28 protein-coding genes are annotated in these 23,766 nt (G+C 65.0%); 18 read left to right on the forward strand and 10 right to left on the reverse strand.

Features of this window, described 5'->3' with window-relative positions; translation table 11 throughout:
- The first annotated feature begins 10 nt into the window (after positions 1-10).
- The 7 genes from phnC to JOE69_RS02895 all read left to right on the forward strand — a co-directional run bounded on the left by phnC (position 11) and on the right by JOE69_RS02895 (position 5,631).
- Positions 11-817 carry a phosphonate ABC transporter ATP-binding protein gene (phnC, locus tag JOE69_RS02865; RefSeq protein WP_309795945.1) on the forward strand — a complete coding sequence of 269 codons (807 nt, stop codon included), beginning with the start codon at positions 11-13 and terminating at the stop codon, positions 815-817.
- Positions 814-1,623, forward strand: coding sequence for a phosphonate ABC transporter, permease protein PhnE (gene phnE, locus JOE69_RS02870; protein ID WP_309795947.1), 810 nt, complete (start codon positions 814-816; stop codon positions 1,621-1,623). The genes phnC and phnE (JOE69_RS02870) overlap by 4 nt, the downstream gene beginning before the upstream one ends.
- A complete protein-coding gene (gene phnE / locus JOE69_RS02875; protein ID WP_309795949.1) occupies positions 1,623-2,510 on the forward strand; it encodes a phosphonate ABC transporter, permease protein PhnE in 888 nt (295 codons plus the stop codon). Before phnE (JOE69_RS02870) ends, phnE (JOE69_RS02875) begins: the two co-directional genes overlap by 1 nt.
- A complete protein-coding gene (locus JOE69_RS02880) occupies positions 2,507-3,436 on the forward strand; it encodes a metallophosphoesterase (protein WP_309795951.1) in 930 nt (309 codons plus the stop codon). The genes phnE (JOE69_RS02875) and JOE69_RS02880 overlap by 4 nt, the downstream gene beginning before the upstream one ends.
- On the forward strand, positions 3,429-4,388 hold the full coding sequence (locus tag JOE69_RS02885; protein ID WP_309795952.1) for a MurR/RpiR family transcriptional regulator: 960 nt from the start codon (positions 3,429-3,431) through the stop codon (positions 4,386-4,388). Before JOE69_RS02880 ends, JOE69_RS02885 begins: the two co-directional genes overlap by 8 nt.
- A 34-nt stretch (positions 4,389-4,422) precedes the next feature.
- Positions 4,423-5,076 carry a DUF1684 domain-containing protein gene (locus JOE69_RS02890; protein WP_309795954.1) on the forward strand — a complete coding sequence of 218 codons (654 nt, stop codon included), beginning with the start codon at positions 4,423-4,425 and terminating at the stop codon, positions 5,074-5,076.
- Between the two features lie 63 nt (positions 5,077-5,139).
- Positions 5,140-5,631 (forward strand): GtrA family protein, encoded by a 492-nt coding sequence (locus JOE69_RS02895; protein WP_309795956.1) that lies wholly within the window; start codon positions 5,140-5,142, stop codon positions 5,629-5,631.
- 5 nt (positions 5,632-5,636) lie between these two features.
- Here the strand turns inward: JOE69_RS02895 and JOE69_RS02900 are convergent, their stop codons facing one another.
- On the reverse strand, positions 5,637-6,989 hold the full coding sequence (locus JOE69_RS02900) for a cytochrome P450 (RefSeq protein WP_309795958.1): 1,353 nt from the start codon (positions 6,987-6,989) through the stop codon (positions 5,637-5,639).
- 110 nt (positions 6,990-7,099) lie between these two features.
- A complete protein-coding gene (locus JOE69_RS02905) occupies positions 7,100-7,990 on the reverse strand; it encodes a LysR family transcriptional regulator (protein ID WP_309795961.1) in 891 nt (296 codons plus the stop codon).
- Positions 7,991-8,097: 107 nt separating this feature from the next.
- Here JOE69_RS02905 and JOE69_RS02910 point away from each other — a divergent pair, with 107 nt between their 5' ends.
- On the forward strand, positions 8,098-8,457 hold the full coding sequence (locus JOE69_RS02910; RefSeq protein ID WP_309795963.1) for a nuclear transport factor 2 family protein: 360 nt from the start codon (positions 8,098-8,100) through the stop codon (positions 8,455-8,457).
- A gap of 169 nt (positions 8,458-8,626) precedes the next feature.
- Here the strand turns inward: JOE69_RS02910 and JOE69_RS02915 are convergent, their stop codons facing one another.
- Positions 8,627-8,869: a hypothetical protein gene (locus JOE69_RS02915; RefSeq protein WP_309795965.1), complete on the reverse strand. Its 243-nt coding sequence runs from the start codon at positions 8,867-8,869 to the stop codon at positions 8,627-8,629.
- A gap of 95 nt (positions 8,870-8,964) precedes the next feature.
- Here JOE69_RS02915 and JOE69_RS02920 point away from each other — a divergent pair, with 95 nt between their 5' ends.
- Positions 8,965-9,129: a KOW domain-containing RNA-binding protein gene (locus JOE69_RS02920; RefSeq protein ID WP_296363577.1), complete on the forward strand. Its 165-nt coding sequence runs from the start codon at positions 8,965-8,967 to the stop codon at positions 9,127-9,129.
- Between the two features lie 26 nt (positions 9,130-9,155).
- Here the strand turns inward: JOE69_RS02920 and JOE69_RS02925 are convergent, their stop codons facing one another.
- The 5 genes from JOE69_RS02925 to JOE69_RS02945 are packed head-to-tail and all read right to left on the reverse strand — an operon-like array spanning position 9,156 to position 14,851.
- Complete coding sequence (locus JOE69_RS02925; RefSeq protein WP_309795967.1) at positions 9,156-10,328, reverse strand: cysteine desulfurase family protein; 1,173 nt, start codon at positions 10,326-10,328, stop codon at positions 9,156-9,158.
- A 4-nt stretch (positions 10,329-10,332) separates the two neighbouring features.
- Positions 10,333-11,217 carry a carboxylating nicotinate-nucleotide diphosphorylase gene (gene nadC / locus JOE69_RS02930; RefSeq protein ID WP_309795969.1) on the reverse strand — a complete coding sequence of 295 codons (885 nt, stop codon included), beginning with the start codon at positions 11,215-11,217 and terminating at the stop codon, positions 10,333-10,335.
- A 2-nt stretch (positions 11,218-11,219) separates the two neighbouring features.
- Positions 11,220-12,767, reverse strand: a complete 1,548-nt coding sequence (nadB, locus tag JOE69_RS02935; protein WP_309795972.1) for an L-aspartate oxidase — start codon at positions 12,765-12,767, stop codon at positions 11,220-11,222.
- A 7-nt stretch (positions 12,768-12,774) separates the two neighbouring features.
- Positions 12,775-14,067, reverse strand: coding sequence for a quinolinate synthase NadA (nadA, locus tag JOE69_RS02940; protein WP_309795974.1), 1,293 nt, complete (start codon positions 14,065-14,067; stop codon positions 12,775-12,777).
- Positions 14,068-14,074: 7 nt separating this feature from the next.
- Positions 14,075-14,851, reverse strand: a complete 777-nt coding sequence (locus tag JOE69_RS02945; RefSeq protein ID WP_309795976.1) for an NUDIX hydrolase — start codon at positions 14,849-14,851, stop codon at positions 14,075-14,077.
- Between the two features lie 311 nt (positions 14,852-15,162).
- Here JOE69_RS02945 and JOE69_RS02950 point away from each other — a divergent pair, with 311 nt between their 5' ends.
- From JOE69_RS02950 to JOE69_RS02965, 4 genes are read left to right on the forward strand one after another with little or no spacing between them, the layout of a single operon-like run.
- Positions 15,163-15,492, forward strand: a complete 330-nt coding sequence (locus JOE69_RS02950) for a PadR family transcriptional regulator (protein ID WP_296363583.1) — start codon at positions 15,163-15,165, stop codon at positions 15,490-15,492.
- Position 15,493: 1 nt separating this feature from the next.
- Positions 15,494-15,874, forward strand: a complete 381-nt coding sequence (locus JOE69_RS02955) for a DUF1048 domain-containing protein (protein ID WP_309795978.1) — start codon at positions 15,494-15,496, stop codon at positions 15,872-15,874.
- Positions 15,871-16,683, forward strand: a complete 813-nt coding sequence (locus JOE69_RS02960; RefSeq protein ID WP_309795981.1) for an ABC transporter ATP-binding protein — start codon at positions 15,871-15,873, stop codon at positions 16,681-16,683. Before JOE69_RS02955 ends, JOE69_RS02960 begins: the two co-directional genes overlap by 4 nt.
- The gene (locus JOE69_RS02965) at positions 16,680-17,447 is read left to right on the forward strand and encodes an ABC transporter permease (protein WP_296363586.1); all 768 of its coding nucleotides are present in this window, start codon (positions 16,680-16,682) and stop codon (positions 17,445-17,447) included. Before JOE69_RS02960 ends, JOE69_RS02965 begins: the two co-directional genes overlap by 4 nt.
- A 23-nt stretch (positions 17,448-17,470) precedes the next feature.
- Here JOE69_RS02965 and JOE69_RS02970 read toward each other — a convergent pair whose 3' ends face one another.
- Positions 17,471-17,935 carry an Lrp/AsnC family transcriptional regulator gene (locus tag JOE69_RS02970; protein ID WP_296363587.1) on the reverse strand — a complete coding sequence of 155 codons (465 nt, stop codon included), beginning with the start codon at positions 17,933-17,935 and terminating at the stop codon, positions 17,471-17,473.
- Between the two features lie 113 nt (positions 17,936-18,048).
- On the opposite strand from JOE69_RS02970, the gene JOE69_RS02975 reads away from it, so the two are divergent.
- The 5 genes from JOE69_RS02975 to JOE69_RS02995 all read left to right on the forward strand — a co-directional run bounded on the left by JOE69_RS02975 (position 18,049) and on the right by JOE69_RS02995 (position 22,765).
- Positions 18,049-19,440 carry an amino acid permease gene (locus JOE69_RS02975; protein WP_309795984.1) on the forward strand — a complete coding sequence of 464 codons (1,392 nt, stop codon included), beginning with the start codon at positions 18,049-18,051 and terminating at the stop codon, positions 19,438-19,440.
- 108 nt (positions 19,441-19,548) lie between these two features.
- Positions 19,549-20,622 (forward strand): thiamine pyrophosphate-dependent enzyme, encoded by a 1,074-nt coding sequence (locus tag JOE69_RS02980; RefSeq protein WP_374709660.1) that lies wholly within the window; start codon positions 19,549-19,551, stop codon positions 20,620-20,622.
- Positions 20,615-21,649, forward strand: a complete 1,035-nt coding sequence (locus JOE69_RS02985; RefSeq protein ID WP_309795986.1) for an alpha-ketoacid dehydrogenase subunit beta — start codon at positions 20,615-20,617, stop codon at positions 21,647-21,649. Before JOE69_RS02980 ends, JOE69_RS02985 begins: the two co-directional genes overlap by 8 nt.
- Positions 21,642-21,971, forward strand: coding sequence for a biotin/lipoyl-containing protein (locus JOE69_RS02990; RefSeq protein ID WP_296363590.1), 330 nt, complete (start codon positions 21,642-21,644; stop codon positions 21,969-21,971). Before JOE69_RS02985 ends, JOE69_RS02990 begins: the two co-directional genes overlap by 8 nt.
- Positions 21,971-22,765 carry an alpha/beta fold hydrolase gene (locus JOE69_RS02995; protein WP_309795988.1) on the forward strand — a complete coding sequence of 265 codons (795 nt, stop codon included), beginning with the start codon at positions 21,971-21,973 and terminating at the stop codon, positions 22,763-22,765. Before JOE69_RS02990 ends, JOE69_RS02995 begins: the two co-directional genes overlap by 1 nt.
- On the opposite strand, the gene JOE69_RS03000 is transcribed toward JOE69_RS02995, so the two are convergent.
- Entirely contained in the window at positions 22,760-23,731 is a 972-nt protein-coding gene (locus JOE69_RS03000; RefSeq protein ID WP_309795991.1) for an AraC family transcriptional regulator, read from the reverse strand. The two genes, JOE69_RS02995 and JOE69_RS03000, sit on opposite strands and share 6 nt — an antisense overlap.
- Positions 23,732-23,766: the final 35 nt, after the last annotated feature.

The raw sequence follows: 23,766 nt of genomic DNA on the forward strand, positions 1-23,766 counted from the left end.
CGCGGTGGCGATGCCCGCAATTGCCGCCCCCGGGGGCGCCCCGATCCGGTTCGAACGGGTCGGGGTGACCTACCCCAACGGGCATACCGGGTTGAAAGACCTCGACGTGGAGATTCCGGCCGGCCAGATGGTCGGCGTAGTGGGTCTCTCCGGTGCCGGCAAATCGACGCTGATCCGCAGCATCAACGGCCTGGTGCCGATCAGCAGCGGCGAGATCACGGTAGGCGGCCGGGCCTTGTCCACGCTGCGCGGCCGCGGCCTGCGCGAGCTGCGTTCCGAGATCGGCATGGTCTTCCAGAGCTTCAACCTGGCCAAGCGGACCACGGTGTTGAACAACGTGCTGATGGGCCGGCTGCACGGTACTCCGGCCTGGCGTTCCCTGCTCGCTGCCTGGAAGTCCGACGACATCGAATTGGCGATGCGCGCCTTGGAGCGGGTGGAAATCGTCTCCAAAGCCTACGAAAAGGCGTCCAGCCTCTCCGGTGGCCAGCAGCAACGGGTGGCGATCGCGCGCACCTTGGCGCAGAAACCGCAAGTCATCCTCGCCGATGAACCCGTGGCTTCACTCGATCCGCCCACCTCGCACGTGGTGATGCGGGACTTGCAACGGATCAATGCCGAGCTCGGCATCACGGTAGTGGTCAACCTGCACTTTTTGGATCTGGCGCGTCGCTACAGCGACCGGCTGATCGGCTTGCGGGCCGGCGAAATCGTCTTCGACGGTTCCGGAGCGGAGGCCGATGAAGCGGTGTTCGAGAACATTTACGGCCGCTCGCTCACCGCCGAAGACGTGCTTGAAGCAAAGCCCGAATTATGAGCACCGCATTGCGTTCGGAAACGGCGGCCGCCGGACGGCCGGCGAAACCCCGGCACGCCGGCCAGGCTGTGCTCGTGCTCGCCGTCCTGGGGCTGCTGACCGCCTGGGCGGCTTGGGGCGTCGGCGTGGACCTGCCTAAGGTCTTCGCCAACGCCGGCAATGCCTGGGGCAACCTGGTGCAGTTGGGCCAACCGGATTACGGCTTCATCCCGAAGACTTTCCCGGCGCTGCTGGAAACTTTGAACATGGCGGTCATCGCCACTGCGCTGGGCGCGGCAGTAGCGCTGCCCTTGAGCTTCCTGGCCTCCCGGGCCACCAACCCGAACCGTCCGCTGCTGATCGCGGTGCGCACGGTCCTGAACCTGATCCGCTCGGTACCGGACATCCTGTACGCAGCGGTTCTGGTCGCCGTCGTCGGCGTCGGCGCGCTCTCCGGCATCATGACGCTGTTCTTGTTCAACATCGGGATCATCGCGAAGCTGGTCTCCGAAGCGCTCGACGGCGAAGACCTCGGCGCGCAGGAGGCCGCCCTGGCCGCCGGTGCCAGCTGGTTCAAGGCGGACCGGGCCGCGATGCTGCCGCAAATCATGCCGACCTTCACCTCGCAGACCCTGTACACCTTCGAAATCAACATCCGGGCCTCCGCGGTGATCGGTTTGGTCGGTGCCGGCGGGCTGGGCGTGCTGATCGACAATGTGCGCAGCTTTTTCCGCTATCACGAGCTGTCCTTGATCATTCTCGAAATCCTGGTCATGGTGTTGGTCTTGGAATCCCTCTCGGCCTGGTTGCGGAAGAGGTTGGTCTAGTGGCGCCGACTCCCCCGGCGGCCACGCAACGGCCGGCAAAGCCCGGGCACCCGGGCCGGACCATCGCCTGGGCGGTGATTTCGCTGCTGGTGGTCGCCGCTTTCTGGAGCGCCAAGATCAATTGGTCCGCACTGTCCGACTTCCCTACGGAGACCGGCAAATACCTGGGCCTGCTGTTCCTGCCGCCGGATTGGTCGAAACTCGGCGAAGCGTTGTCCGCGATGCTGCTCTCGGTGCAAATGGCCTGGATCGGCACGCTGATCGGCATCGTGGTTTCGTTCCCCCTGGGCTTCCTGGCCACCGCCGGGATCTCCGCCGGTTGGCTCGCTTGGCCGCTGCGCGGCCTGTTCGCCTTGATCCGGGCGGTTCCGGAGGTGGTGATCGCGATCCTGATCCTTTCGGTCACCGGGCTCACCCCGTTCACCGGCGCCCTCGCCTTGGGCATCGGCTCGATCGGCACCCTCGGCAAATGGGGGTACGAATCGTTCGAAGCCGTGGACCAGGGGCCGCTCGAGGCGGTCCGTTCGGCCGGCGGCTCACGGCTCGATCTGATGCGCTGGGGAATCTGGCCCTCCGTCCAGGCCGAGGTGTTCTCGTTCTGGCTCTACCGGTTCGAAATCAATGTCCGGGCTTCGGCGATCCTGGGCCTGATCGGGGCCGGCGGCATCGGCAAGATGCTGCAGGACAACGTCCAGTTCCGCAACTGGGACGCCGTCGGCATGCTGCTCATCGTGGTCATCGTGGTCACCATCGTGATCGACCAGCTTTCCGGCCTGCTCCGGCAACGGATCGTGCACGGCCGCTGGTCCGGCAACCGGGCCGCACGGCGCACCGGTGACCCCGGAAAGCCGGAAATGTCGGAGCCAGCAGGCAGGATGGCACTATGAGCACTTCGAACAGCTACGGAACCTTGAGCATCCTGCACCTCTCGGACACCCACTTGCTCGCGCAGGGCCTGCATTCGAAGTCCGTGGACACCCGGCAGACCCTGCTGGAGGCGCTGCGCAGCTTGCTCCCGTTGGAAGAGTTGGACTTGTTGGTGATTTCCGGCGACGTCTCCGACGACGGTACCCCGGAGTCCTACCGGAGCGTGCGCGAGCTCGCCGAAGATTACGCGCACCGGCGCGACGCCCTGGTGCTGTACGCGATCGGGAACCACGACGCCCGGCCCGGTTTCTGGGCTGTGCTCGGCAATGGGCACCCCGGTTCCCCGGCCGAGCCCGACGGCGGCCAGCTGCCGGTCTACGGCAGCACCCTGCTCGGCGGATTCCGGATCGTGAGCTTGGACTCCTCGGTTCCGGGACGCACCCACGGCTACCTCGACCCGGGCCAGCTGGATTGGCTCACCGGGGAGCTTTCGACGCCCAGTGAGTCCGGTACTGTCCTGGTGCTGCACCACCCACCGGTCGAGCCGGTGACCCCGTTGCACGACGGGATCGAATTGCAAAACCCCGAAGCCCTGGTCGACGCACTGCAAGGCAGCGACGTCCGGCTGATCCTCTCCGGGCACTACCACCACGCCCTGGGCGACACGCTGCTGGTCGGCGACCGGGCGATCCCGGTGCTGGTGGCGCCCGGTGTGGTCAATCTCAATGACGTGCTCGCTGCAGAGGGCCACGAACGCGCGCTCCGGGCCAGCGGCGCGCAATTCGTCACGGTATTCCGTGCCGATCCCGCAGCAGCAGCCGCCCGAGTGCGCTCCCTGCCGTTGAACCTGGGCCGGGCCGAGCCGCTCTTCGATTTGCCGCCCGAAGAAGTCGCCGCAATCTCGGCCAGGATCTCCGCCCGACCGGATGAATCCGGCAATGGCTGAGCCGGGCCGGTCTGCCGAAACCGACCAGCCAATCGGGCCTGCCTCGGAGCAGGGTAAGGTCGGCCATGCCCCGGGAAAGGTCCTGGCGACTATCCGTTCGCTCTTGCCTTCGCTGCTGCCTGCCGAGCAGGCAGTTGCCTCGGTCCTGTTGGAACGGGCCGCCCAAGTGGTGGAACTGTCTTCGCAACAAGTCGCCGAACTCTCCGGTGCGTCCCGGGCGACGGTAGTGCGCACCTGTCAGAGCCTGGGCTTCACCGGTTACCAGCAATTGCGGGTTCTGGTCGCTCGGGACGCAGGCTACCCCGGTACCGAAGTCGCCGCCGGGACACCGGCCGGGAGCCGCGGTTCCGGCCCCGGCCAGGCGCAGGTCGCGGGAGCTGCGGCCATTGTGGCCGCCTCGTTCGCCCAGGTGCGTTCCGCCGTCGACGCGATGACTGCGCTGCTGCACGGGCCCGACGTCGAACGCGCCGTCCAGGTGCTGCGGAGCGCTAACCGCGTCGTCGTCTCCGGCAATGGCCTGTCCGCGGCGCTTGCCATGGACACTGCGGCCCGGTTGAGCGCGATTGGCCGGCCCGCCGAGTTCCAGGCCGACGCGATCGGGCAGCAAATCACCGCCCGGCTGCTCGGTTCCGCGGATGCCTTGCTCTTGATCAGTGGCAGCGGAGCCAATTCGGCGAGTTTCAAGGTGGCCCAAGCCGCGCGGAACGCGGGCGCCGAGGTCATCGTGGTCACTGCCTTCGCCCGGTCGCCGTTGACCTCGCTCGGAACCGTGAATCTGATCGTCGGCATGCCGGATCTGAGCTTCCAGGACGAAGTCACGGTCACCACCAGGATTCCGCAAACGATCCTGGCCGAAGGTCTGATCGCTGCGCTCACCGCCGAGTTGGGACCAGTCGCGGCCCGGGCCAAAGCAGCCGGCCTGGAAGTCATCGGCGACAACCTCGCCGAATGAGCGTCTCAGCCGGAACGGGGGCTAGCCTTGGACCATGGCGCACAGCGAGTTGAACGCGGCACAAGTGGCCGATTGGCGGATGCAGACCTTCGAACTCTATGCCGCGGTCCGTTCGATCGCCGAGACCGACGCGGCGGCGGCGCACCGGCACTGGGTCCGGCAACGGAACGAATTGTTCCGCAGCCATCCGGCCTCTGCCCTGTCGGCACAAGCCAAAGCGGCATTCACCGGGCTGCCGGTCGGCGGCTATGACCCGGATTACCGGTTCCAGCTGGAAGTCCTCGAGCACGGTGCCGGAGAATCCCGGACCGTGCAGACCGGCACCGACGGCGAAGTCCACTTCGAGCGCTTGGGCACCGTGGCGGCCGAGGGACTGGGCACGCTCGGACTCTGGCGGCACTGCGGCTACGGCGGTGGCGTCTTCCTTCCTTTCCGCGATGATTCGTCCGGACTGCTCGGCGGAAGCTATGGTGCCGGCCGATATCTGCTCGACACCATCAAGGGCGCCCACCTGGGTGCCGCGGGCAGCACCTGGGTCATCGATTTCAACTTCGCCTACAACCCGTCCTGCGCTTACAACGAAACCTGGGCCTGCCCGCTGCCGGGCCCCGAAAACCGGCTGACCTCGCTCATCCCGGTGGGCGAACTCTATGCGCCGGAACTGGCGGCGGCCTCCGGCACCGGCTGATTCACAGTCGGCGACCCGGCAGCATTTGGCCAGGACAAGGGAACCTGTCAGAGTTTAAGTACTATGGCTAGCGACATCGCAGACCCGGCTGCTGCGGCACGGCCCGTCGGAGGGCTCCTTTCCGACTCGAGCACACCCGAAGCACCGCAACCCAGAACCAGCCTGCGCCAGCAGATCGGCGGCTTCCTGATCGTCGGCGCGATCTGCACCGCCGCTTCCTTGGCGATTTTCACCGCATTGCGGCCGCTTGCCGGAACCCAGTGGGCCAATCTGATCGCCCTAGTGCTCACCTCGGTACTGAACACCGAACTCAACCGGAGGCACAGCTGGTCGATCCGCGACCGCCGGCATTGGTTCGCAGATCAGAGCAAGGGCCTCTGGGTGATGTTCCTGGCTTTGCTGCTGACCTCTTCGAGCCTGCTCCTGCTGCACACGGTCAACCCCCGCTCCACGGTGATGGACGAGGTCTTGACCATCACCGCAGCCAATGTGCTGGCCGCCCTCACCCGTTTTCTGCTACTGCGCTACTGGATCTTCCGCCGGGTCCGCCGCTGAGCGGTTCAGCCCAAAGCCTCGGCTGCAGCCGGCTTCCGCCGCACAGTCACCCGTCCACCACGCCTGGGCACTAGGGCGATCCCCCGGTTGTAAGTCTTCTCGGCAGCCTCGGTACTGACCGTGATCTCGAAATTCCGCAGGATCTCGCGGAGCACCAAATCCATCTCCATCATCGCGAACCCTTCGCCGATGCATCGCCGGACCCCGCCGCCGAACGGAGTCCACTTGGTCGATTCCGGGGCTTTCCTGGCCAGGAAACGGTCGGGGTCGAATTCTTCCGGACGCTCGTAATTCCGCTCGTCCCGATGCAGATTCGTGGTCGAGACCACGATGTTGGTCCCCCGCGGCAGTACCCAATCGCCCAGTGCAAACGGCGTCATCACCCGGCGGAAGAAGGCCGGAATGATCGGCCGCACCCGCTGCAGTTCCAAGATCGTGGCCATGCGGAGCGTGGATTCCTCGCCCTCCGCCTCCTCGACCAGGCGCGCCAGCAATTCCGGGTGCCGTTGCAACCGCTCGATCATCCAGGCCAGCGACGATGCAGTGGTTTCATGGCCGGCGGCCAACATGGTCATCAATTCGTCCAGGATGTCCCGCCGGGTCATCCTGGTGCCATCGTCGTAGCTGCTCTGCACCAGAGAGGCGAGCACATCCGCCCGGTTTGCCAAGTCCGGGTCGGCACCGGCCTCATCGACCATTTCACCGAGCACCTCGTAGCAGTGGTCCCGGAGTTTGAGGAACTTCGTCCACGGGCTCAACGGGCCCCAGTCCTTGTGCAGACCCGGCAGCGGCGCCAGCTTGGAGCCCAACTCCACGGCCCGCGGCAGATCGCGCTTCAGCTCATCGAAATGCTCGCCTTCAGCGCCGAAAACCGCTCGCAGAATCGCGGCCAGCGTAATCCGCATGAACGGGTCGAGGGTGGCGAACGGCTTCCCTTCCGGCCAATCGCGCATCTCCCGCCGTGCCTCAGCCACGATGATCTCGCGGTAGGAACGCATCCGATCCCCCCGGAACGACGGTGAGATCAACCGGCGCTCCTTGGTGTGCCGGTCTTCCTCCAGCGCGAACATCGAACCGTGGCCGAGTACCGACGTCAGCGGATGCGGATCCCCGTTGTGCAGCACGTCGTTTTTGGCGCTCAACACCTGCTTGACCAGGGCCGGATCGGAGACCACCACGGCCTTGCCGATGGATGGCAGCTGGACGGTGTAGGCATCGCCGTATCGGCGTTGCAAGGCATGCATCGAAGCGCGCGGAGAAGCGACGAAGAGGATCGCGAAGGCCCAGCCCGGAGCCCGGAACCGCGGCGGCATCGAAATTGCGCCCTCGTTTGCGGTTTGCTGCTGGTCGATGGCCATGCGACTCCTTCGTCGGGTGCTCCGAGCCGGAAACCTTTGAATTCAGCTGCCGCAGGCAGCCGAAGGACCCGCTCGAATGTGATACACACTAGACATATATGTATCTTTGGTCAATGCCGGGGCCGGCCAGACAGACCATGTTCCCGGGCCAGCTCGATGAATTTCAACACCGCCGGCGAGGCTTCATCCGCCCACAGGAGGTCCACTCGGCTTCGCGGTTGCGCACCATCGAAACTGAGCAATCGGACGCCTCGGGCGAATCGGCCCGCAGACTCGTTCAGCACCGCGACGCCCAGGCCGCGGGCGGCCAGAGCGGCGACCGCAGCCGGATCGCTCGCCTGCAGATCCGGTCGGAACGGAATTCCGGCCGCCCGCCAAAGCGATTCCGCCGCAGTGCGGGATCCACTCCCCGGCGGCAAGGCGATCAACTGCCGTCCCGCCACTTCGGTGACGGCCACGGAGGTCCGCGGCGCCAAGGGGTCGGATTCGGCCACGGCGAGCACCACCGCTTCGTCGAAGACCGGGATCGAAACCAATCCGGGCGGCCGTTCCCCGGTCAGCCCGGCCAGCACCACATCGAATCGGCCAGCCGCAACCCCGGCCAGCAAATCGGCGCTCCCCGCTTCCGACAAGGCGATCTGGACTCCGGGGTGTGCTTCGTGGAAATCCGAGATCATTTCGACCAGGGCCGGCAACGTGGTTGCTTGCAAGGTGCCGATCGACAACCGGCCGCTGAGCAGACCGCGTAGCTGCGCGGCCTCGACCCGGATCGACTCGACGCCGGCCAGTGCCTTGTAGGCCAGCGGCAATAGCTTCGCCCCGGCATCGGTCAGCAAACTCTGCCTGCTGCCGCGCTGGAAAAGCCGAAGACCGAGTTCGTCTTCCAACTGCCGCACCTGCGCACTGACCGCTGGCTGGGCCAGCTTCAAGCGGATTGCCGCGTAGGTGAAGCTCTCCTCCTCGGCCACCGCGGCAAAGGTCCGGAGCTGTCTGATATCCATCACAAAATATTATGGCAATTATTCTTTTGAGCTATTTTTCTTCTGGCTGATGGACTCGGAGAATGGATCCGGGCAGTCCCGCCGAACCGAGTCATGGAGGAACCATCATGAGCCGCTCGAACACTGAAACCGTTGAAGAATATTTCCGCGCCTGGCTCGCCGACGACCAGGCGGCTTTCCGCTCGTTGCTGGCCGACGACGTCGATTTCCTGGGGCCGATGGGGCAAGTCGACAACGCCGAGGACTGCACGAGCTCGATCAGCAAGCTCCGTTCGATGCTCACCGACATCGTTCCGCTGCACCGATGGGCCGACGGTGATGAAGTGATCACCTGGTTCGAGTTGCACACCAGCTGGACGGCGCCGATTCCAGTAGCGAATTGGAGCCATTTCGAGAATGGCAAAATCACCCGGATCCGAGTCACTTTCGACGCCAGGAAGTTCTTCGAAGGCATGCCCCAGGGCTAGCAACCGGCCTCCATCAGGACCCTGCCCACCATGCCGGGACGGCACTCCTTAGCTCCGGAGACCTCCCTTATAGATCAGCTGGAACCCGTTTCGCTGCGCTTTGCGATCCGGGTCGGTCCATGGTGGCGGAATGCAGACCGGCACGCCGGCTTGGATTTCCGGCCGCCAATCACCTTGGTGGATCACCTGGTGATGCCGGGAACAAAGCAACGCGCCGTTGTCCACCGAGGTTTCGCCTCCGCCGACCGACGTCGAGCACTTCGCCCTGACCGCCCAGCAACACCGGAATCAGGTCGGCATCACACGCCGGCGATCTGAGCAGTCCCGCCGGAACCGGTCCGGTGAGTTCGACCGACGCGCTTCCCGTGCGCCGGGCCAGGTCCTCGTCCAGTTGCCGGTAATCGATGAGCACCGAAAGCTGCTGAGCCCGGTCTCACCCGGGCCCCGGCGGTCGAAGCAGCGTAGGCCGCCTTTCGGCGTCGGCCGGATCTCCGATAGGTTTTCAGCATGACTGAGTTCACGATCGGCCAGACGGTGAAGATCATTGGAAAGACCATGACCGGGAATGTCGGCACGGTGGTCCATCTGGATGAGAAGCGGCAAAAATATCTGGTTCGGATCAGCGACCTGACGCAAAACTATTTCTTCGCCGACGAGCTCGAGCAGTTTTAGCTTCCGCTGCCAGTTCCGACCTGGACTCACCGCCTCGGGGCGGCGCCCCGGAAGCGGGTCAACGCAGCGACCGCCTCCACCACGGCATCGGCTGCCGCGGCTAGTTCCGTTCCAGTCACTGCGGAAGGAAAACTGAACCGGACTGCGGTCTGCGCCAACTCGGCGCTCAGGCCCAGGGCCAAAAGCACCGCGGACGGCTCGCTGGAGCCTGCCGCGCACGCGGATCCGGAGGAGCAAATCACCGAACGCCGCTCCAATTCCAGCAGCACCGATTCGCCGTGCGTCCCCCGAAAACAAAACGACGCCACCGACGGCAACCGGCGGCCGGAAGCCGGTCCGGTCAGTTGCGCCCCGGGAACTCTGCCCAACACCGCCTGGATGAACTCGTCGCGCAATGCCGATACCCGGGCTGCTGCTTCGACGCGTTCCGCCTCGGCCAATTGCGCTGCCGCGGCAAAAGCCACCGCGAACGCCACATTCTCGGTGCCTGAGCGCAAGCCCGCTTGCTGCCCGCCGCCGTGGATCAACGGCTCGATCGGAGTCGGCGAGCGCAGCACCAGGGCACCGATCCCTTTGGGTGCGCCGAACTTGTGCCCGGAAAGGCTCATCGCCTGGACCCCGAGCTCACCGGTGTCCAGACTCAACCAGCCTGCTGCCTGAACCGCATCGGTGTGCACCGGCACGCGGTGCCGGGCCGCGAGCGCGGACAAGCCAGGCAAATCCTGCACCGTTCCGATCTCGTTGTTCGCGTACATCACGCTCAACAATGCGACATCCGGAGCCAGGGCTTCCACGCAGCTGCGTTCGCTGACGAAGCCCTCCGCGTCCACCGGCAATTCGGTGATTTCGAATCCGTGCACGCGCTGCAGGTAGCGCGCGCTTTCCAACACCGCGGGGTGTTCGATCGCGCTCAGCAAAATCCGGTTGCGCTGCGGGTCCGCTGCCCGGCGGGCCAAGGCGATGCCCTTGAGCGCCAGGTTGTCGGCCTCAGTGCCTCCGGAGGTGAAGATCACCTCGTCCGGCCGCGATCCAACGACGTCGGCGATCGCCTGGCGCGCCTCTGCGAACGCGCGGGCAGCCTGCTCGCCGAGCCCGTGATGGCTCGAGGGATTGCCGAAAGCCCCGGTCAGGTAGGGGAACATGGCTTCGATCGCTTCGCGGCGCACCGGAGAGGTGGCTGCCGCATCGAGGTAGATCACCGGCTCAGGACTGCGGTTCGAAAGCGATGTCCAGGCCCAGGTCCAGGGCGCGCACGCTGTGCGTCAGGGCACCGGCCGAAATGATGTCCACTCCGGTTTCCGCGATCGGTGCCACGGTGTCCACCCGGACATTCCCGCTGGCTTCGACCAAAGCGCGTCCGGCCACCAATTGCACCCCGGTGCGCAAATCCTCGAGGCTGAAATTGTCCAGCAGGATGGTGTCCACACCGGCCGCCAGCACCGGCTCGATCTGCTCCAGCCGATCGACCTCCACCTCGATATGCGTGGTGTGCGAAAGTCGATCGCGCAATCCGGACAGCACCTCGGTCAGCTTGGCCGGGTCGCCGCCGGTGAGCACAGCCAGGTGGTTGTCCTTCGCCATCACCGCATCGGAAAGGCCGAACCGGTGGTTGTGGCCACCGCCGCAGCGGACCGCATAGCGTTCCAGGGCGCGCAGGCCGGGCGTGGTCTTGCGGATATCCACGATCCGGGCCTTGGTGCCGGCGGTTTCCGCGACGAACTGCGCAGCCAGGGTGGCGATTCCGCTCATCCGCTGCAGCAGGTTCAGGCCCACCCGCTCCCCGGTCAGCAACGGTCTCGCCGGGCCGGTCACCGTCGCCAGGTGGTCCCCGGCCGCGAACCGGTCGCCGTCGGCGATCGCCCACTGCACGCTGATCTCGGGGTCGCTCAGCCGCATCGCGGCATCGAAGACCGCGGAGCCGCTGAGCACGCCCGGCTCCCGGGCGCCCACGGTCGCCACGGCGCTTGCCGATTCCGGGATCAGAAGCTGCGAGGTCAGATCGCCCGCGGGTGCGTCTTCGAGCAGCGCCGCAGCGACCACGGATTCGATCTGCTGCCGGGTGAGTCCTTGGATGAAGTGTTCGGCCATGGTCAGGATGCCAGCCTTTCGGAATTGATCCAGGAACGCCGGGGCGTTGCACTGGGCTGTGGAAGATCACGGTGTGGGAAGTCGGAACGCCAATGCGCGCCGATCGAGCCTTCCCGGGCTTGGGCGGCGGCGACCAGAAGCTGGGCGGCGGTCACCAGCGGAGCATCCGGGCGGAAAAGCGCCAGCTGCTTGGCGGCCACCGCGAGCGATCCGGCGTCCCGGATCAGTCCCGCCCGGCTCATCATGAGCCGCGGGATTTCGCCGGGCTCCGGATCCAGCAGTCCGTTTTCCAAACCGAGCGGGGTCGCCTCGAAGACCGGCCAAGGCCCGTGCTGCTCGGCGCCGAGGGCCGCCCGGGCCGCCCGGGCCGCGAACACCGCCGCCTCCAGCAACGAATTGGAGGCCAAGCGGTTCGCTCCATGGGCTCCGGTGCAGGCAGCCTCACCGATCGCGAACAGCCCGCGCAGTGAACTGCGGCCGGCCAGATCGGTGGCGATCCCGCCCATCCAGTAATGCGCTCCTGGGATCACCGGAACCGACTGCCGGGCCCAATCGAAGCCGCGGTCCGCCAGCTGCGCCGAGATTCCGGGGAACCGCCGGGCCAGGAATCCTGCACCCCGTTCGGCGGCAATCCCTCGGGCATCCAGGAAGACCTTGCCGCCGGAGGCGATTTTCGCCGCGATCCCCCGGGCCACCACATCGCGCGGCGCCAATTCGGCGGCCGGATCGACGTCGAGCATGAACCGCTCGCCGTGCTCATCAAGCAGCACCGCGCCTTCGCCGCGCACCGCTTCGGACACCATGAACGGGCGTTCGTGGTCGACCAACGTCGGGTGGAACTGGAAGAACTCCAAGTCCTGCACCACGGCTCCAGCACGCCAGGCGGCAGCCAGTCCGTCCGCAGTGGCGCCTGCCGGATTGGTCGTGTGCTCGAAAAGCTGGCCTCCGCCGCCGCTGGCCAGCAGCACGGCGTCGAACTCCTGTTCGATTTCAGCCCCGGACCCGGTCCAGGTACGCACTCCGCGCACCGCACCGTCCCGGACCAGTAGCTCGAGCAATTCGGTGTGCTCGCGCAATTGCAGGGTGCCGGCCTCGACACAGCGGTGCACTGCCGCAGCGAGCGCGGCCACGATCCCGGCACCGCTGGCATCGCCGCCCACATGCAGGATCCGGGCGAAGCTGTGCGCTGCCTCCAAGCCCAAGGCCCAATGCCCGGAACCCGGCGGCCAGGCTTCGTCGGCGTCGAAATCGACGCCGTGCCCGGCCAGTACCCTGATCACCGAAGCAGCTTCGCGGCAGAGCAATTCGACCGCCGCCGGGTCATTGAGCCCGGCACCGGCGGCCAGGGTGTCCGCGACATGCCAGGCGACGGTGTCCCCGGGCGTCCGCAATTCCGGATCCAGCACTGCGGCGATCCCGCCCTGGGCGTACCGGGAGTTGGACTCGCCGAGTCCGGCCTTGCAGAACACCGTAGTCTCGGCCCGGCCAGCCAAAGCCAAGCCGGCAATCAGCCCGGCGATCCCGGAGCCGACGACGGCGATCCTCAACATTGCGGCCTCATGGTTTTGCCGCCAACATGCGCTCCAGCGCGATCCGGGCCGGCACCGTGACCTGCTCCGGCACGGTGATCTGGTTCTGCACTTCGCCCTCGAGCAAAGCTTCCAAGACCCAGGCCAGATACCCGGGGTGGATCCGGTACATCGTGGAGCACGGGCAGATCACCGGGTCCAGGCAGAAGATCGTGTGCTCCGGGTACTCCGCGGCCAGCCGGTTGACCAGGTTGATTTCGGTACCGATCGCGAAGGTGCTCCCGGCGGGGGCCGCCTGAATCGCCTTGACGATGTAGTCCGTGGAGCCGGCCTCGTCGGCCGCATCGACCACCGGCATCGGGCATTCCGGGTGCACGATGACCCGCACTCCCGGGAATTCGGCCCGGGCTTTGTCGATCTGCGCCACGCTGAACCGCTTGTGCACCGAGCAGAACCCGTGCCACAGGATCACTCTGGCCTGTTCGAGCGACTCCGGGTCGTTGCCGCCCAACGGTTTCCGCGGCGACCACATCGGCATCTGCTCCAGCGGCACGCCCATCGCCTTGGCGGTATTGCGGCCCAAATGCTGATCCGGGAAGAACAGCACCCGCTGGCCGCGTTGGAAAGCCCATTCGAGCACCGTCTTGGCATTCGACGAAGTGCAGACGATTCCGCCGTGTTCCCCGCAGAACCCCTTCAGCGCGGCCGAAGAATTCATGTAGGTCACCGGGATCACCGGGACTTTGCCCTCGGCGTCGACCGCGTCCATCGGCCCATAGACCTCCTCGAGCTGCGCCCAGCAGGCTTCCACCGAAGCGATGTCCGCCATGTCCGCCATCGAGCAACCGGCGGCCAGGTTGGGCAGAATCACCTTCTGATCCGGTCCGGAGAGCATATCTGCGGTTTCCGCCATGAAGTGCACTCCGCAGAAAATGATCGCCTCGGCGTCCGGCTTGGATTTCGCGGCGTTGGCGAGCTGGAAGGAGTCTCCGACGAAATCGGCGTACTTGATCACCTCGTCACGCTGGTAGAAGTGTCCCAGGACTACCGCCCGGTCGCCCAAGGCGGCCTTCGCCGCGATGATCCGGGCATCCAGTTCCTCGGCGCTGGCGTCCTTGTATTCCTGCGGGATCTGGGCTTGCCGCGGGGTGCTGGGCGGTGCCGGATCGGCGACCGAAGCGCCGGGACCATATCCGGGAACACCATCGAGCGCGGCCGCCAGGTCGAATTCCCAGGGCCCCTTGGCCAAATCGGTGCCGCAGGTCGAGGCGGCGGAGGCTCCGCGGACGGAGAGTTGAATCGCGGTGTTGACTGAACTCACGGTGATCTCACTTACTGCTGGCGCGGATAGATGGGTCTGGATTCGGTTGGCTTTGGCTGAAAGATTCGGTGTTCCCGGTGTAGCGGTAAAGCCGGGGCGGGCGGTGTTTGCCGCCCTGCAAATACTCTTCGGTGGCCACGATGTGCGGCGTGGCCTTGAGCTGGCGCCGGAAGTTCGCCGGATCGAGCTCCCGGCCGAGCACTGCCTCGTAGACTTCGCGGACTTGGGCCAGGGTGAATTTCTCGCCCAGCAAGTGGTAAGCGATCGAGGCGTATTCGAGCTTGTTGCGCAATCGCCACAGAGCGTAGGCCACGATCTCGTTGTGGTCGAACGCCAGGTCCCGGGCCGAGGCGCTGCCCAAAGCGTCCGCTTTGAACCAGCGCACATTGTCCGATTCGAGTGCCAGGGCAGCTTCGGTCGGCTGCACCAGGGCCCAGTACACAATCGAGACGACGCGCGGAGCCAGCACCGCCGGCGAGCAATTCGCCGCCCTTTGCAGTCCGCCGAAGGCATACAGCTGCTCGAGGTACCGGGGGTTCAATCCGGTGGTTTCCGCGAGGTTCCGCGAGGCCGCGCTTTGCAGTGATTCGGAGTGGCGCAACGGGCCGCCGGGCAGTGCCCATTGGCCCTTGAACGGTTCCCGGATCCGACGGACCAAAGGCAACCAGAGGCTTGGCCGGCTTTCGCCTTCTGCGGTGCGGAGCGCGAAGATCACGGTGGAAATCGCCAACGACGGCGGTGCCGACTGGCGTTCGGAGACGTTCGCCGTGATTGGATAGCCCACACTCACTCGGAACCTCCGCCCGGGCTAAGATTAGTTATAGTCAATATGACTATAACTAATCTTAGACCCACACCAGCCGAGCAGCAAATCCACCCCGCCGTCACACGCACCCTCCCCGCGCACCCTCCCCGCGCGAGTGCACAGTTGTGGCGGGTATTTTCGGAAAACATCCGCCACAACTGTGCACTCGCGTGGGGAAAAGGCAGTGGAGAGACGCTTGCCTTTTAACTACTTAGCGGTACTATGTACTGGTAGCTAGTAATACTGGGTACTAGTACATAGCAGTAATGAGTAGTGAAAGGAGCCATCCGATGGGCAAACAGATCACCGAGATGCTCAAAGGCACCTTGGAGGGCATTGTCCTGGCCCTCCTGGTCGGAAATCCGGCCTACGGCTACGAGATCACCACCATGCTCCGAGCCAAGGGATTCACCGAAATCGCCGAAGGGACGGTATACGCGCTGCTCGTCAGAATCGAACAAAAGGGTCTTGTCGATGTGGCGAAGCGGCCCTCCGAGAAAGGGCCGCCGCGCAAGGTTTACTCGCTCAACGAGCAGGGCAAAAAGGAACTGGACGAATTCTGGAACACCTGGAGCTTCCTGTCCGACCGACTGGAACAGCTCCGCCAAGGAGGGAATTGAAATGGCAGCAGGATGGATCGAGCAACTCACGGGGTCGCTCGAACAAAAGAAGCAGTACCGGCAGCACAAGGCCCGGATGGCGCAACTCCCCGGAGGCTACCGCGAATCGGTGAGCGCACTGGAACGCTACTTGATGTATTTCGGCTCGATTTCGAAGGGCGAGGTGCTGGTCACCATGATCGGAGACTTGGTCGACCTCTTCGAGCAGAGCGCCGCCGACGGCACGCCGATCCGAGACATCGTCGGCGAGGACCCGGTGGAGTTCGCCGAGACCTTCATGCGCAACTACGCAGGCGGGCAATGGATCAGCAAGGAGCGGGACCGTCTCGTCAAAGCAATTGAGGTCGCAGCCGACGGCGCAGGAACAGGACCGGGCCAATGAACTCCCCCACTGGCCACGACGCACCCGCGATCCGGGTGCAGGGCATAACCAAGTCCTACCGCGATCTCCGCGTGCTGCGCGGCGTGGACTTCGAGGTGGCCCGCGGCAGCATCTTCGCCCTGCTCGGCTCGAATGGCGCCGGGAAGACCACCATGGTGAAGATTCTGGCCACGCTGCTCAAACCGGATGCCGGATCGGCTTCGGTCCAGGGATTCGACGTCGCCGGGCAAGCCGCCGAGATCCGCGCATCGATCAGCCTGACCGGCCAGTTCGCGGCAGTCGACGACATCCTCTCCGGCCGGGAGAACCTGGTCATGGTGGCCAAGTTGCGGCATCTGGACCATCCCGGCCAGATCGCCGATGAGCTGCTCGCCCGGTTCAGCCTCACCGAAGCCGCCACCCGGAAAGTCGCCGCCTATTCCGGCGGCATGCGCCGCCGTCTGGACATTGCCATGAGTCTGATCGGCCGGCCTCCGGTGATCTTCCTCGACGAACCCACCACCGGATTGGACCCGGAAGCCCGGCTCGAAGTCTGGCAGGCAGTGAAGGAACTGGCCGCCGCCGGAACCACGGTACTGCTCACCACGCAGTACTTGGACGAGGCCGAACAGCTTGCTGACCGGATTGCGATCCTGCACCAAGGCAAGATCATTGCGAACGGGACCCTCGCCGAGCTGAAGCGATTGCTGCCGCCCGCCGAGGTCGAATATGTGGAAAAACAACCCAGCCTGGAGGACATCTTCTTGGTCCTGGTGGGCTCCGACGGCACGGGGGAACCTCCTGCCGCTTCCCGGAAGGAACCATCATGAGCACGCACCTTTTCGCGGATACCGGCGTCCTGCTCGGCCGTTCCATGCGGCACATCACCCGCAGTGTGGACACCATCATCACCACGGCGATCACGCCGATCGCCCTGATGCTGCTTTTCGTCTTCGTCTTCGGCGGCGCGATCAAAGGCACCATCGGCAACGAGAATTACGTCAACTACCTGCTTCCGGGCATCATGCTGATTGCGATCGCCTCAGGTATCGCCTACACCGCGATGCGCTTGTTCACCGATCTGCAAAGCGGCATTTTCGAACGCTTCCAATCCATGCCGATCAACCGCTCTTCGGTGCTCTGGGCGCACGTGCTGACTTCGCTGGCCGCCAACGCGATCACCCTGGTGATCATCGTCCTGGTGGGTCTGTTGATGGGGTTCCGCAGTTCGGCGGGCCCGCTGGCCTGGCTCGGCGTCGTCGGCATCTTGATGCTGTTCACCCTGGCCCTGACCTGGCTGGCGATCATCGCCGGCCTCTCGGCCAAGTCCGTGGACGGCGCCACCGCTTTTTCCTACCCGCTGATCTTCCTGCCGTTCATCTCGTCGGCCTTCGTGCCGACCGCGACCATGCCGGGCCCGGTCCGCTGGTTCGCCGAAAATCAACCGGTGACCTCGATCGTGAACACGATCCAGAACCTGCTCGCCGATCGCCCGGTCGGCGGCGAGATCTGGATCGCGCTGGCTTGGTGCCTCGGCATCCTGCTCATCGCCTATGGCTTCGCGATGGTCGTCTATCGCCGCCGCATCGCCTGAACCGGTAGCCTCGGGGAACGCAATTATTCGGCAGACGCCTCGAAAAGCGGCAGCGTCCGCGCTTCGAAATGCGTGTCCAAGGCGAGCATCGTGGAGGACCGCACCACCACCTTGGTCGCCGAAATCGCATCCAGCACCCGCTGCAGGTCCGAATTCGACCGGGCCGCGACCTTGACCAGCATGTCGCTCTCCCCGGAGACCGTATGCACGTCGATGATCTCCGGAATATCCACCAGAGCATCCACCACGGCTCCGTGCCCCTTGTCCTGCTCGATGGTCAGGAAACAGAACGCCAGCACCGGGTAGCCGAAATTCATCGGCTGCAGACTCGGCGCCCAAGAGCGGATCGCCCCGGTAGCCTGGAGCTTGTCCAGACGGGAGACCAAGGTCGCCCGGGCAACCCCCAACTGGCGCGAAGCTTCAAGTATCGAGGTGCGAGGTTCAAGAGTGTAAAGCTTGACAATCCTTGCATCGAGTGCGTCCACCACTGGGCAATCCTTAAGGTTGAAATACCGTTCCCCCGACAATATGGTAAGTGTCGTGGGTCACACAATTGTGACTTCGACCCCTTCAGAGACCCTTCCGAAGCAGAAAGCTTTCAATGGCGACCGCAGATACCGCGAGCAGTACCGGCAGCACCCAGAAATCCCTGAACCGGGGGCTCAAACCACGTCAGCTGATCATGATGGCCCTGGGCTCTTCGATCGGTACCGGGCTGTTCATCGGCTCGGGCACCGCGATCGGCGTTGCCGGACCGGCGGTGCTGATCTCCTTCCTGGTCGCCGGAGCCATCATCATCTTCGTAATGCGGATGCTCGGCGAAATGGCGGCCGCGCACCCGAACAGCGGGGCCTTCTCCTACTATGCCGAGCGGGCGATGGGCCGGGTCGCCGGCGCCACCGTGGGCTGGCTCTGGTGGGCGCAGATCGTCGTGGTGATCGCCGCCGAGGCCACCGGCGCGGCCCAGATCCTGAGCAGTTTGTGGCCGGTGCTGCCGCAATGGCTGCTCGCTTTGGTGTTCATGGTGGTCTTCACCGCGATCAATTTGCTGGGCGTCGGCAAGTTCGGCGAAATGGAATTCTGGTTCGCGATCCTGAAGGTCGCGGTGATCGTGCTCTTCCTGGTGCTCGGTGCACTGCTGATCACCGGCGTCATCCCGAGCAGCTCCGGCCCCGGCTTCGGAAACCTGTTCGCCCACGGCGGCTTCCTCCCCCAGGGCTGGGCCGGCGTGGCCGCCGGGCTGTTGATCGTGATGTTCGCCTTCGGCGGCACCGAGCTGGTCACCATCGCCGCCGCCGAAACGGAAAACGCCGAGCACAACGTGGGCCGCGCAATCCGTTCGGTGCTGTGGCGGATCCTGGTCTTCTACATCGGCTCGGTGTTGGTCATGGTCACGGTATTGCCCTGGAATTCGGAGGAGACCAAGAATCCATTCGCCTCGGTGCTCGCCGAAGCCAACATCCCGTTCGCCAAGGAACTCACCACCCTGGTGATTGCGATCGCGGTGCTTTCCGCACTCAACGCCAATCTCTACGGTTCCTCGCGGATGATCTTCTCACTCAGCCAGCGCGGCCTGGCCCCGAAGTTCCTCAGCCGGGTCAATGCCGACCGGGTTCCGCGATTCGCGGTGATCGCTTCAGTGCTCTTCGGCTTCGTGGCCGTACTGCTGAACTACCTCGACCCGGAGAACACGCTCCGGATCTTGCTGCAGCTCGTCGGCTCCACGGTCTTGATGATGTGGGTTTCCACCTGCGTTTCGCAGATCATCCTGCGCCGCCGCGCGGATGCCGCCGGCGAGAAGATGGCACTGCCGATGTGGGGATTCCCCTACCTGTCCTGGTTGGCCCTGGCGCTATTGGCCGCGGTATTCGTCCTGGGGTTCACCGACCCCAGCGTCGGCATCCAGCTGCTGAGCACCATAGGACTCACAGCCGGAATCGCGATTCTGAGTTGGATTGGCATCAAATTGTCAGCCAAAAAAGGTTCTGACTAGACATTTTGTGTCAAATTGACCAGTTTGATGTGGCAACATTGCAAGGTCCCCCGTAGGTGACTAGGCTCACAGCAAGAAGGCTTCGATCCACCGAGCAGAAAGGCTCCTGTGAGCATCGCACCACGCCATGAACGCACGACCACGGCACCGACCCTCGAGGTGCCGGCAGCCGAGCTGACCGTCGAACAACAACGTGAGTTGTACCGGCTGCTCGCCGCAGTGCGGCACCTCGATGTTTCCGCCATCGCCTGGCAACGCCAGGGCATCATCCCGGGTTACGCTCCGGGGCGCGGGCAGGAAGCCGCCCAGGTGGGCAGCGCGTTCGCCTTGGAGCGGGGGTCGGACTTCGTTTTCCCCACCTATCGGGAAGTCGGCGTGGCCCGGGCTTGGGGTGTGGACATGGTGGCCTACATGTCCACGCACAAAGCCACCTGGCATGGCGGCCTCTACGATCCTGCGGCCAGCCGTTTCGCCCCGATCCAAGCCGTGGTCGGCGGATCCGTGCTGCACGCCGTCGGCTGGGCGCACGGCCAGACCCTGGACGGCCGGAAGGCCGACGGCACCCTGAACGCGGCGATCAGCTACTTCGGCGATGGCGCTTCCTCCCAGGGCGATGTGCACGAAGCGATGAACTTCGCGGCGATCTTCAAAGCGCCGGTGATCTTCTTCGTGCAGAACAACGGCTGGGCGATCTCGGTGCCCACCGAACGGCAGGTGGCCGGCGGCTCGGTCTCGGCCCGGGCTCTCGGCTATGGCATGGCCACTGTCCAGGTGGACGGCAACGACGTCGAAGCGGTGTACGCAGCGACCAAAGCCGCCCGCGCGTACGCGGCGGCCGGCCATGGCCCGGTACTGATCGAGGCGATGACCTACCGTCGTGGCCCGCATTCGACCAGTGACGACCCGGGCCGCTACCGGAGCTTGGAAGACGAACGGACCGACGGCGGCCAAGACCCGGTGGACCGCTACGCCGAGGCATTGCGCACCGCCGGCGTAGCCGACGACGAGTTCTTCGCACAGGCCCTGGCCGAGGCGCAGGCCGAAGAGAACGCCATCCGCGAAGGCGTCGCCGCGATGGACCCGCGGCCGGGCACCGAGATGTTCGACTTCGTCTTCCAGGAACCGACCGGGGCGTTGCGCGCCCAAGCCAACCACTGGCGCGAGGAGAGCGAACATGTCTGAGTCAGTGATCGAGAAGCAGGCCGGGGCCGCGTACCCGGCACCAGCGGTCGAAGAGCTTTCGATGCAGAAAACGATCAACCGCGCACTGGCTGATGCCCTGCGCGCAGACCCCAAGGTCCTGGTGCTGGGTGAGGACGTCGGCCAGCTGGGCGGCGTCTTCCGGGTCACCGCGGATCTGCAGGCCGAATTCGGCGCCGACCGGGTTTTCGACACCCCCTTGGCCGAATCCGGCATCCTGGGCATGAGCGTCGGCTTGGCGATGGCCGGCTACCACCCGATCCCGGAAGTCCAATTCGACGGCTTCGCCTACCCTGCGGTCAACCAGATCATCGCGCAGATCGGCCGGCTGAACTACCGCAGCCGCGGTAAATTGCCGATGCCGATCACGCTGCGGGTACCGAGCTTCGGCGGGCTGCGCGCCCCGGAGATGCACACCGAAAGCCTCGAAGCGCTGTTCGCGCACGTGCCCGGGCTCAAGGTGGTTTCCCCGGCCAACCCGCACCAGGCGTACCACCTGATGCGTTTGGCCGCGACCATGCCTGATCCGGTGATGTTCTTGGAACCGAAGCCGCGGTACTGGCAGAAGGAAGCGGTCGATCTGGCCGAACCCGGGATGCTCGACGGCGCCCGGATCGCCCGGGAGGGCAAGCACGTCACCCTGGTCGCTTACGGCGCCATGGTGGCCCGCTGCTTGCAGGTCGCCGAACTGGCAGCCGAGGACGGCATCCAGGTCGAGGTAGTCGATCTGCGCTGGATCAAGCCCTTGGACATCGCCACGCTGGCGGGTTCAGTCGCCAAAACCAAGCGCGCCATCGTCGTGCATGAAGCGCCGCTGACCGCCGGGATGGGCGGCGAAATTGCGGCGCAACTGACCCAGGCCTGCTTCGACCTGCTCAAAGCACCGGTTGAACGGGTGACCGGCTTCGACGTACCGTATCCCTCAGGAGATTTGGAAGACGAATACGTGCCGAATGTGGACCGGATCCTGTTCGGCATCCAACGGGTATTGGAGTACCGACGTGGCTGAACTTTCCTTCCCGTTGCCGGACCTCGGCGAGGGGTTGCTCGATGCGACCGTGCTGGAGTGGCTGGTTGCCGAGGGCGACCAGATCGAGCGCAATACTCCGATGGTCGAGGTGGAAACCACCAAATCCTCCGTGGAGCTGCCTTCGCCGCAGGCCGGAAAAGTCCTGCGGATTTTCGGCGAGCCAGGCGAGGTGATCCAGGTCGGCGATCCGCTGATCATCTTCGAAGTCCCGGATGACACCGCCGGCATCGTGGGCACCGTACCGGTGGAAGAAGCCCCGAAGCGCCGGGTGAAACTTTCCCTGAACCTGGACGAGGACTGATGCCGCAGGCGGCGGAAGGCCACGCTGTGGAGGGCCGTGCATCCACGCTGCGGGTGCATCGTTTCGGTGCCGGCTCCGGCCGCCCGCTGCTGATGCTGCACGGCTTCGGCTCCTCGACCGAATTCAATTGGGTGCAGTCGGGCTGGATCCAACCGCTCACCGAAGCCGGCCGCCGGGTGATCGCAGTAGACCTGCCGGGGCACGGTGGCAACCCTGCGCCGGTGGAGTCGGACGAATATGCACCGAGCCGGATCCGGGCGGAAATCCTGCAGATCCTGCTCGACGAAGGCGCCAAGCCGCTGGCCGACGGCGATCCGGAGTCCGGCGTGGATATCATCGGTTACTCGCTCGGCGCCCGGTTCGCCTGGGAATTCGGTGCCACGCAGCCCGAGTTGGTGCACCGGATGGTGCTCGGCGGGCCGTCTGCCGGCGATCCGCTGGCGATGTTCGATCTGGCCGAGGCCGAAGAATTCCTGGCCTCCGGCGCGCCGATCGCGGACCCGATGACCGCGGATCTGATCGGCTGGGCCCGGCAGATACCGGGCAACGACATGTTCGCGCTGCTCTCGATGGCCCGCGCGGTCAAGACCGAACCCTACGATGCCGCGGAATCGGTGCCCAAAATGCCGATTCTGTTCGTGGCCGGAGAAAAGGACCAGGTGGCGGCGGAGATGCCGCGGCTGGCAGAACTCAGCGGCCACGCGGAAATTCTGATCCTGCCGGCCCGGAACCACTTCAACGCGATCACCTCACGGGCCTTCAAACAGGCCGCGATCCAATTTCTCGCTTCATAAGGCTGCTTCAAGCTGCGGAGTCTTGCGTGCAGCTTGCCGCCGATAACTCGTAGGGCTGGCGCCGTAGGCTTTTTTGAATGCGGTGCTGAAGGCGAACGGACTGGAAAATCCTAGATCCCTGGCGATTGTGGCTGCTGTGGTTTGTTCTGCAGTGAGCCGTTCGCTGGCAAGGGTGAGCCGCCATTGGCTGAGATACGACATCGGCGCGACCCCTACCGCAGCCTTGAATCGGGCAGCCAAAGTGGCGCGCGAGACAAAACAGCGTCGAGCCAGCTCGGCCACCGTCCAGGATGCAGCTGGCGCTTCGTGAATCAGGCTCAGCGCTTGCGCGACCAGCGGGTCCCGGTGCGCATCGGACCAATTCGGCCCGCCTTGGTGGGCAGCTTCGGACCAACGCCGCACCACGTGCAACAGCAGCAAATCCAGCAACCGGTCCAACGCGCCGGTCTTGCCTTGCTGTTGCTGGCCCAATTCGCAGTCCAGCAACATCGCCAATGATTTCAGCCGGTCATCTGCGTGGTCCGGAGACACTACGGCTAAGCGTGGCAGCACTGCGGTCACCCATGCTCCCACCGCGCCCTCGGCGTCGTAGGTACCGATAAGCATGCTGGTTTGCCCGTGTAGGCTGTTTCCCCAGGTTGAGACACCGAGCGCCATGCTGACTTCGACGCTGTCGCCGCCTACCGTAGTGCAACCCTGATCCGAGTTGATCCGCACCGACGACTCGGCATCGGGTCGGTCCAGCACCCGATAAGCATCTGGACCCCGAACAATCGCCACTGAGCCAGCGTCCAAGTGCATCAAGGCGCCGTCGGCTTCGATCCATGCTGAACCCTCGAGCAGCAACATGAGAGTCAGTGCTGCCTGGTCTTGGACGTCGAGGCCCCACGGCGGGTCCATCACTATCCTTCTTGTGAAGGCGTGCCGTGCACGGGGTCCATCCAGGTAATAGCTCCAAGGATCCATGGCCTAAGCATAAATCGAATTAGACGATAACGTAT

The sequence above is a fragment of the Arthrobacter russicus genome, assembly GCF_031454135.1.
GTDB classification, from domain to species: Bacteria; Actinomycetota; Actinomycetes; order Actinomycetales; family Micrococcaceae; genus Renibacterium; species Renibacterium russicum.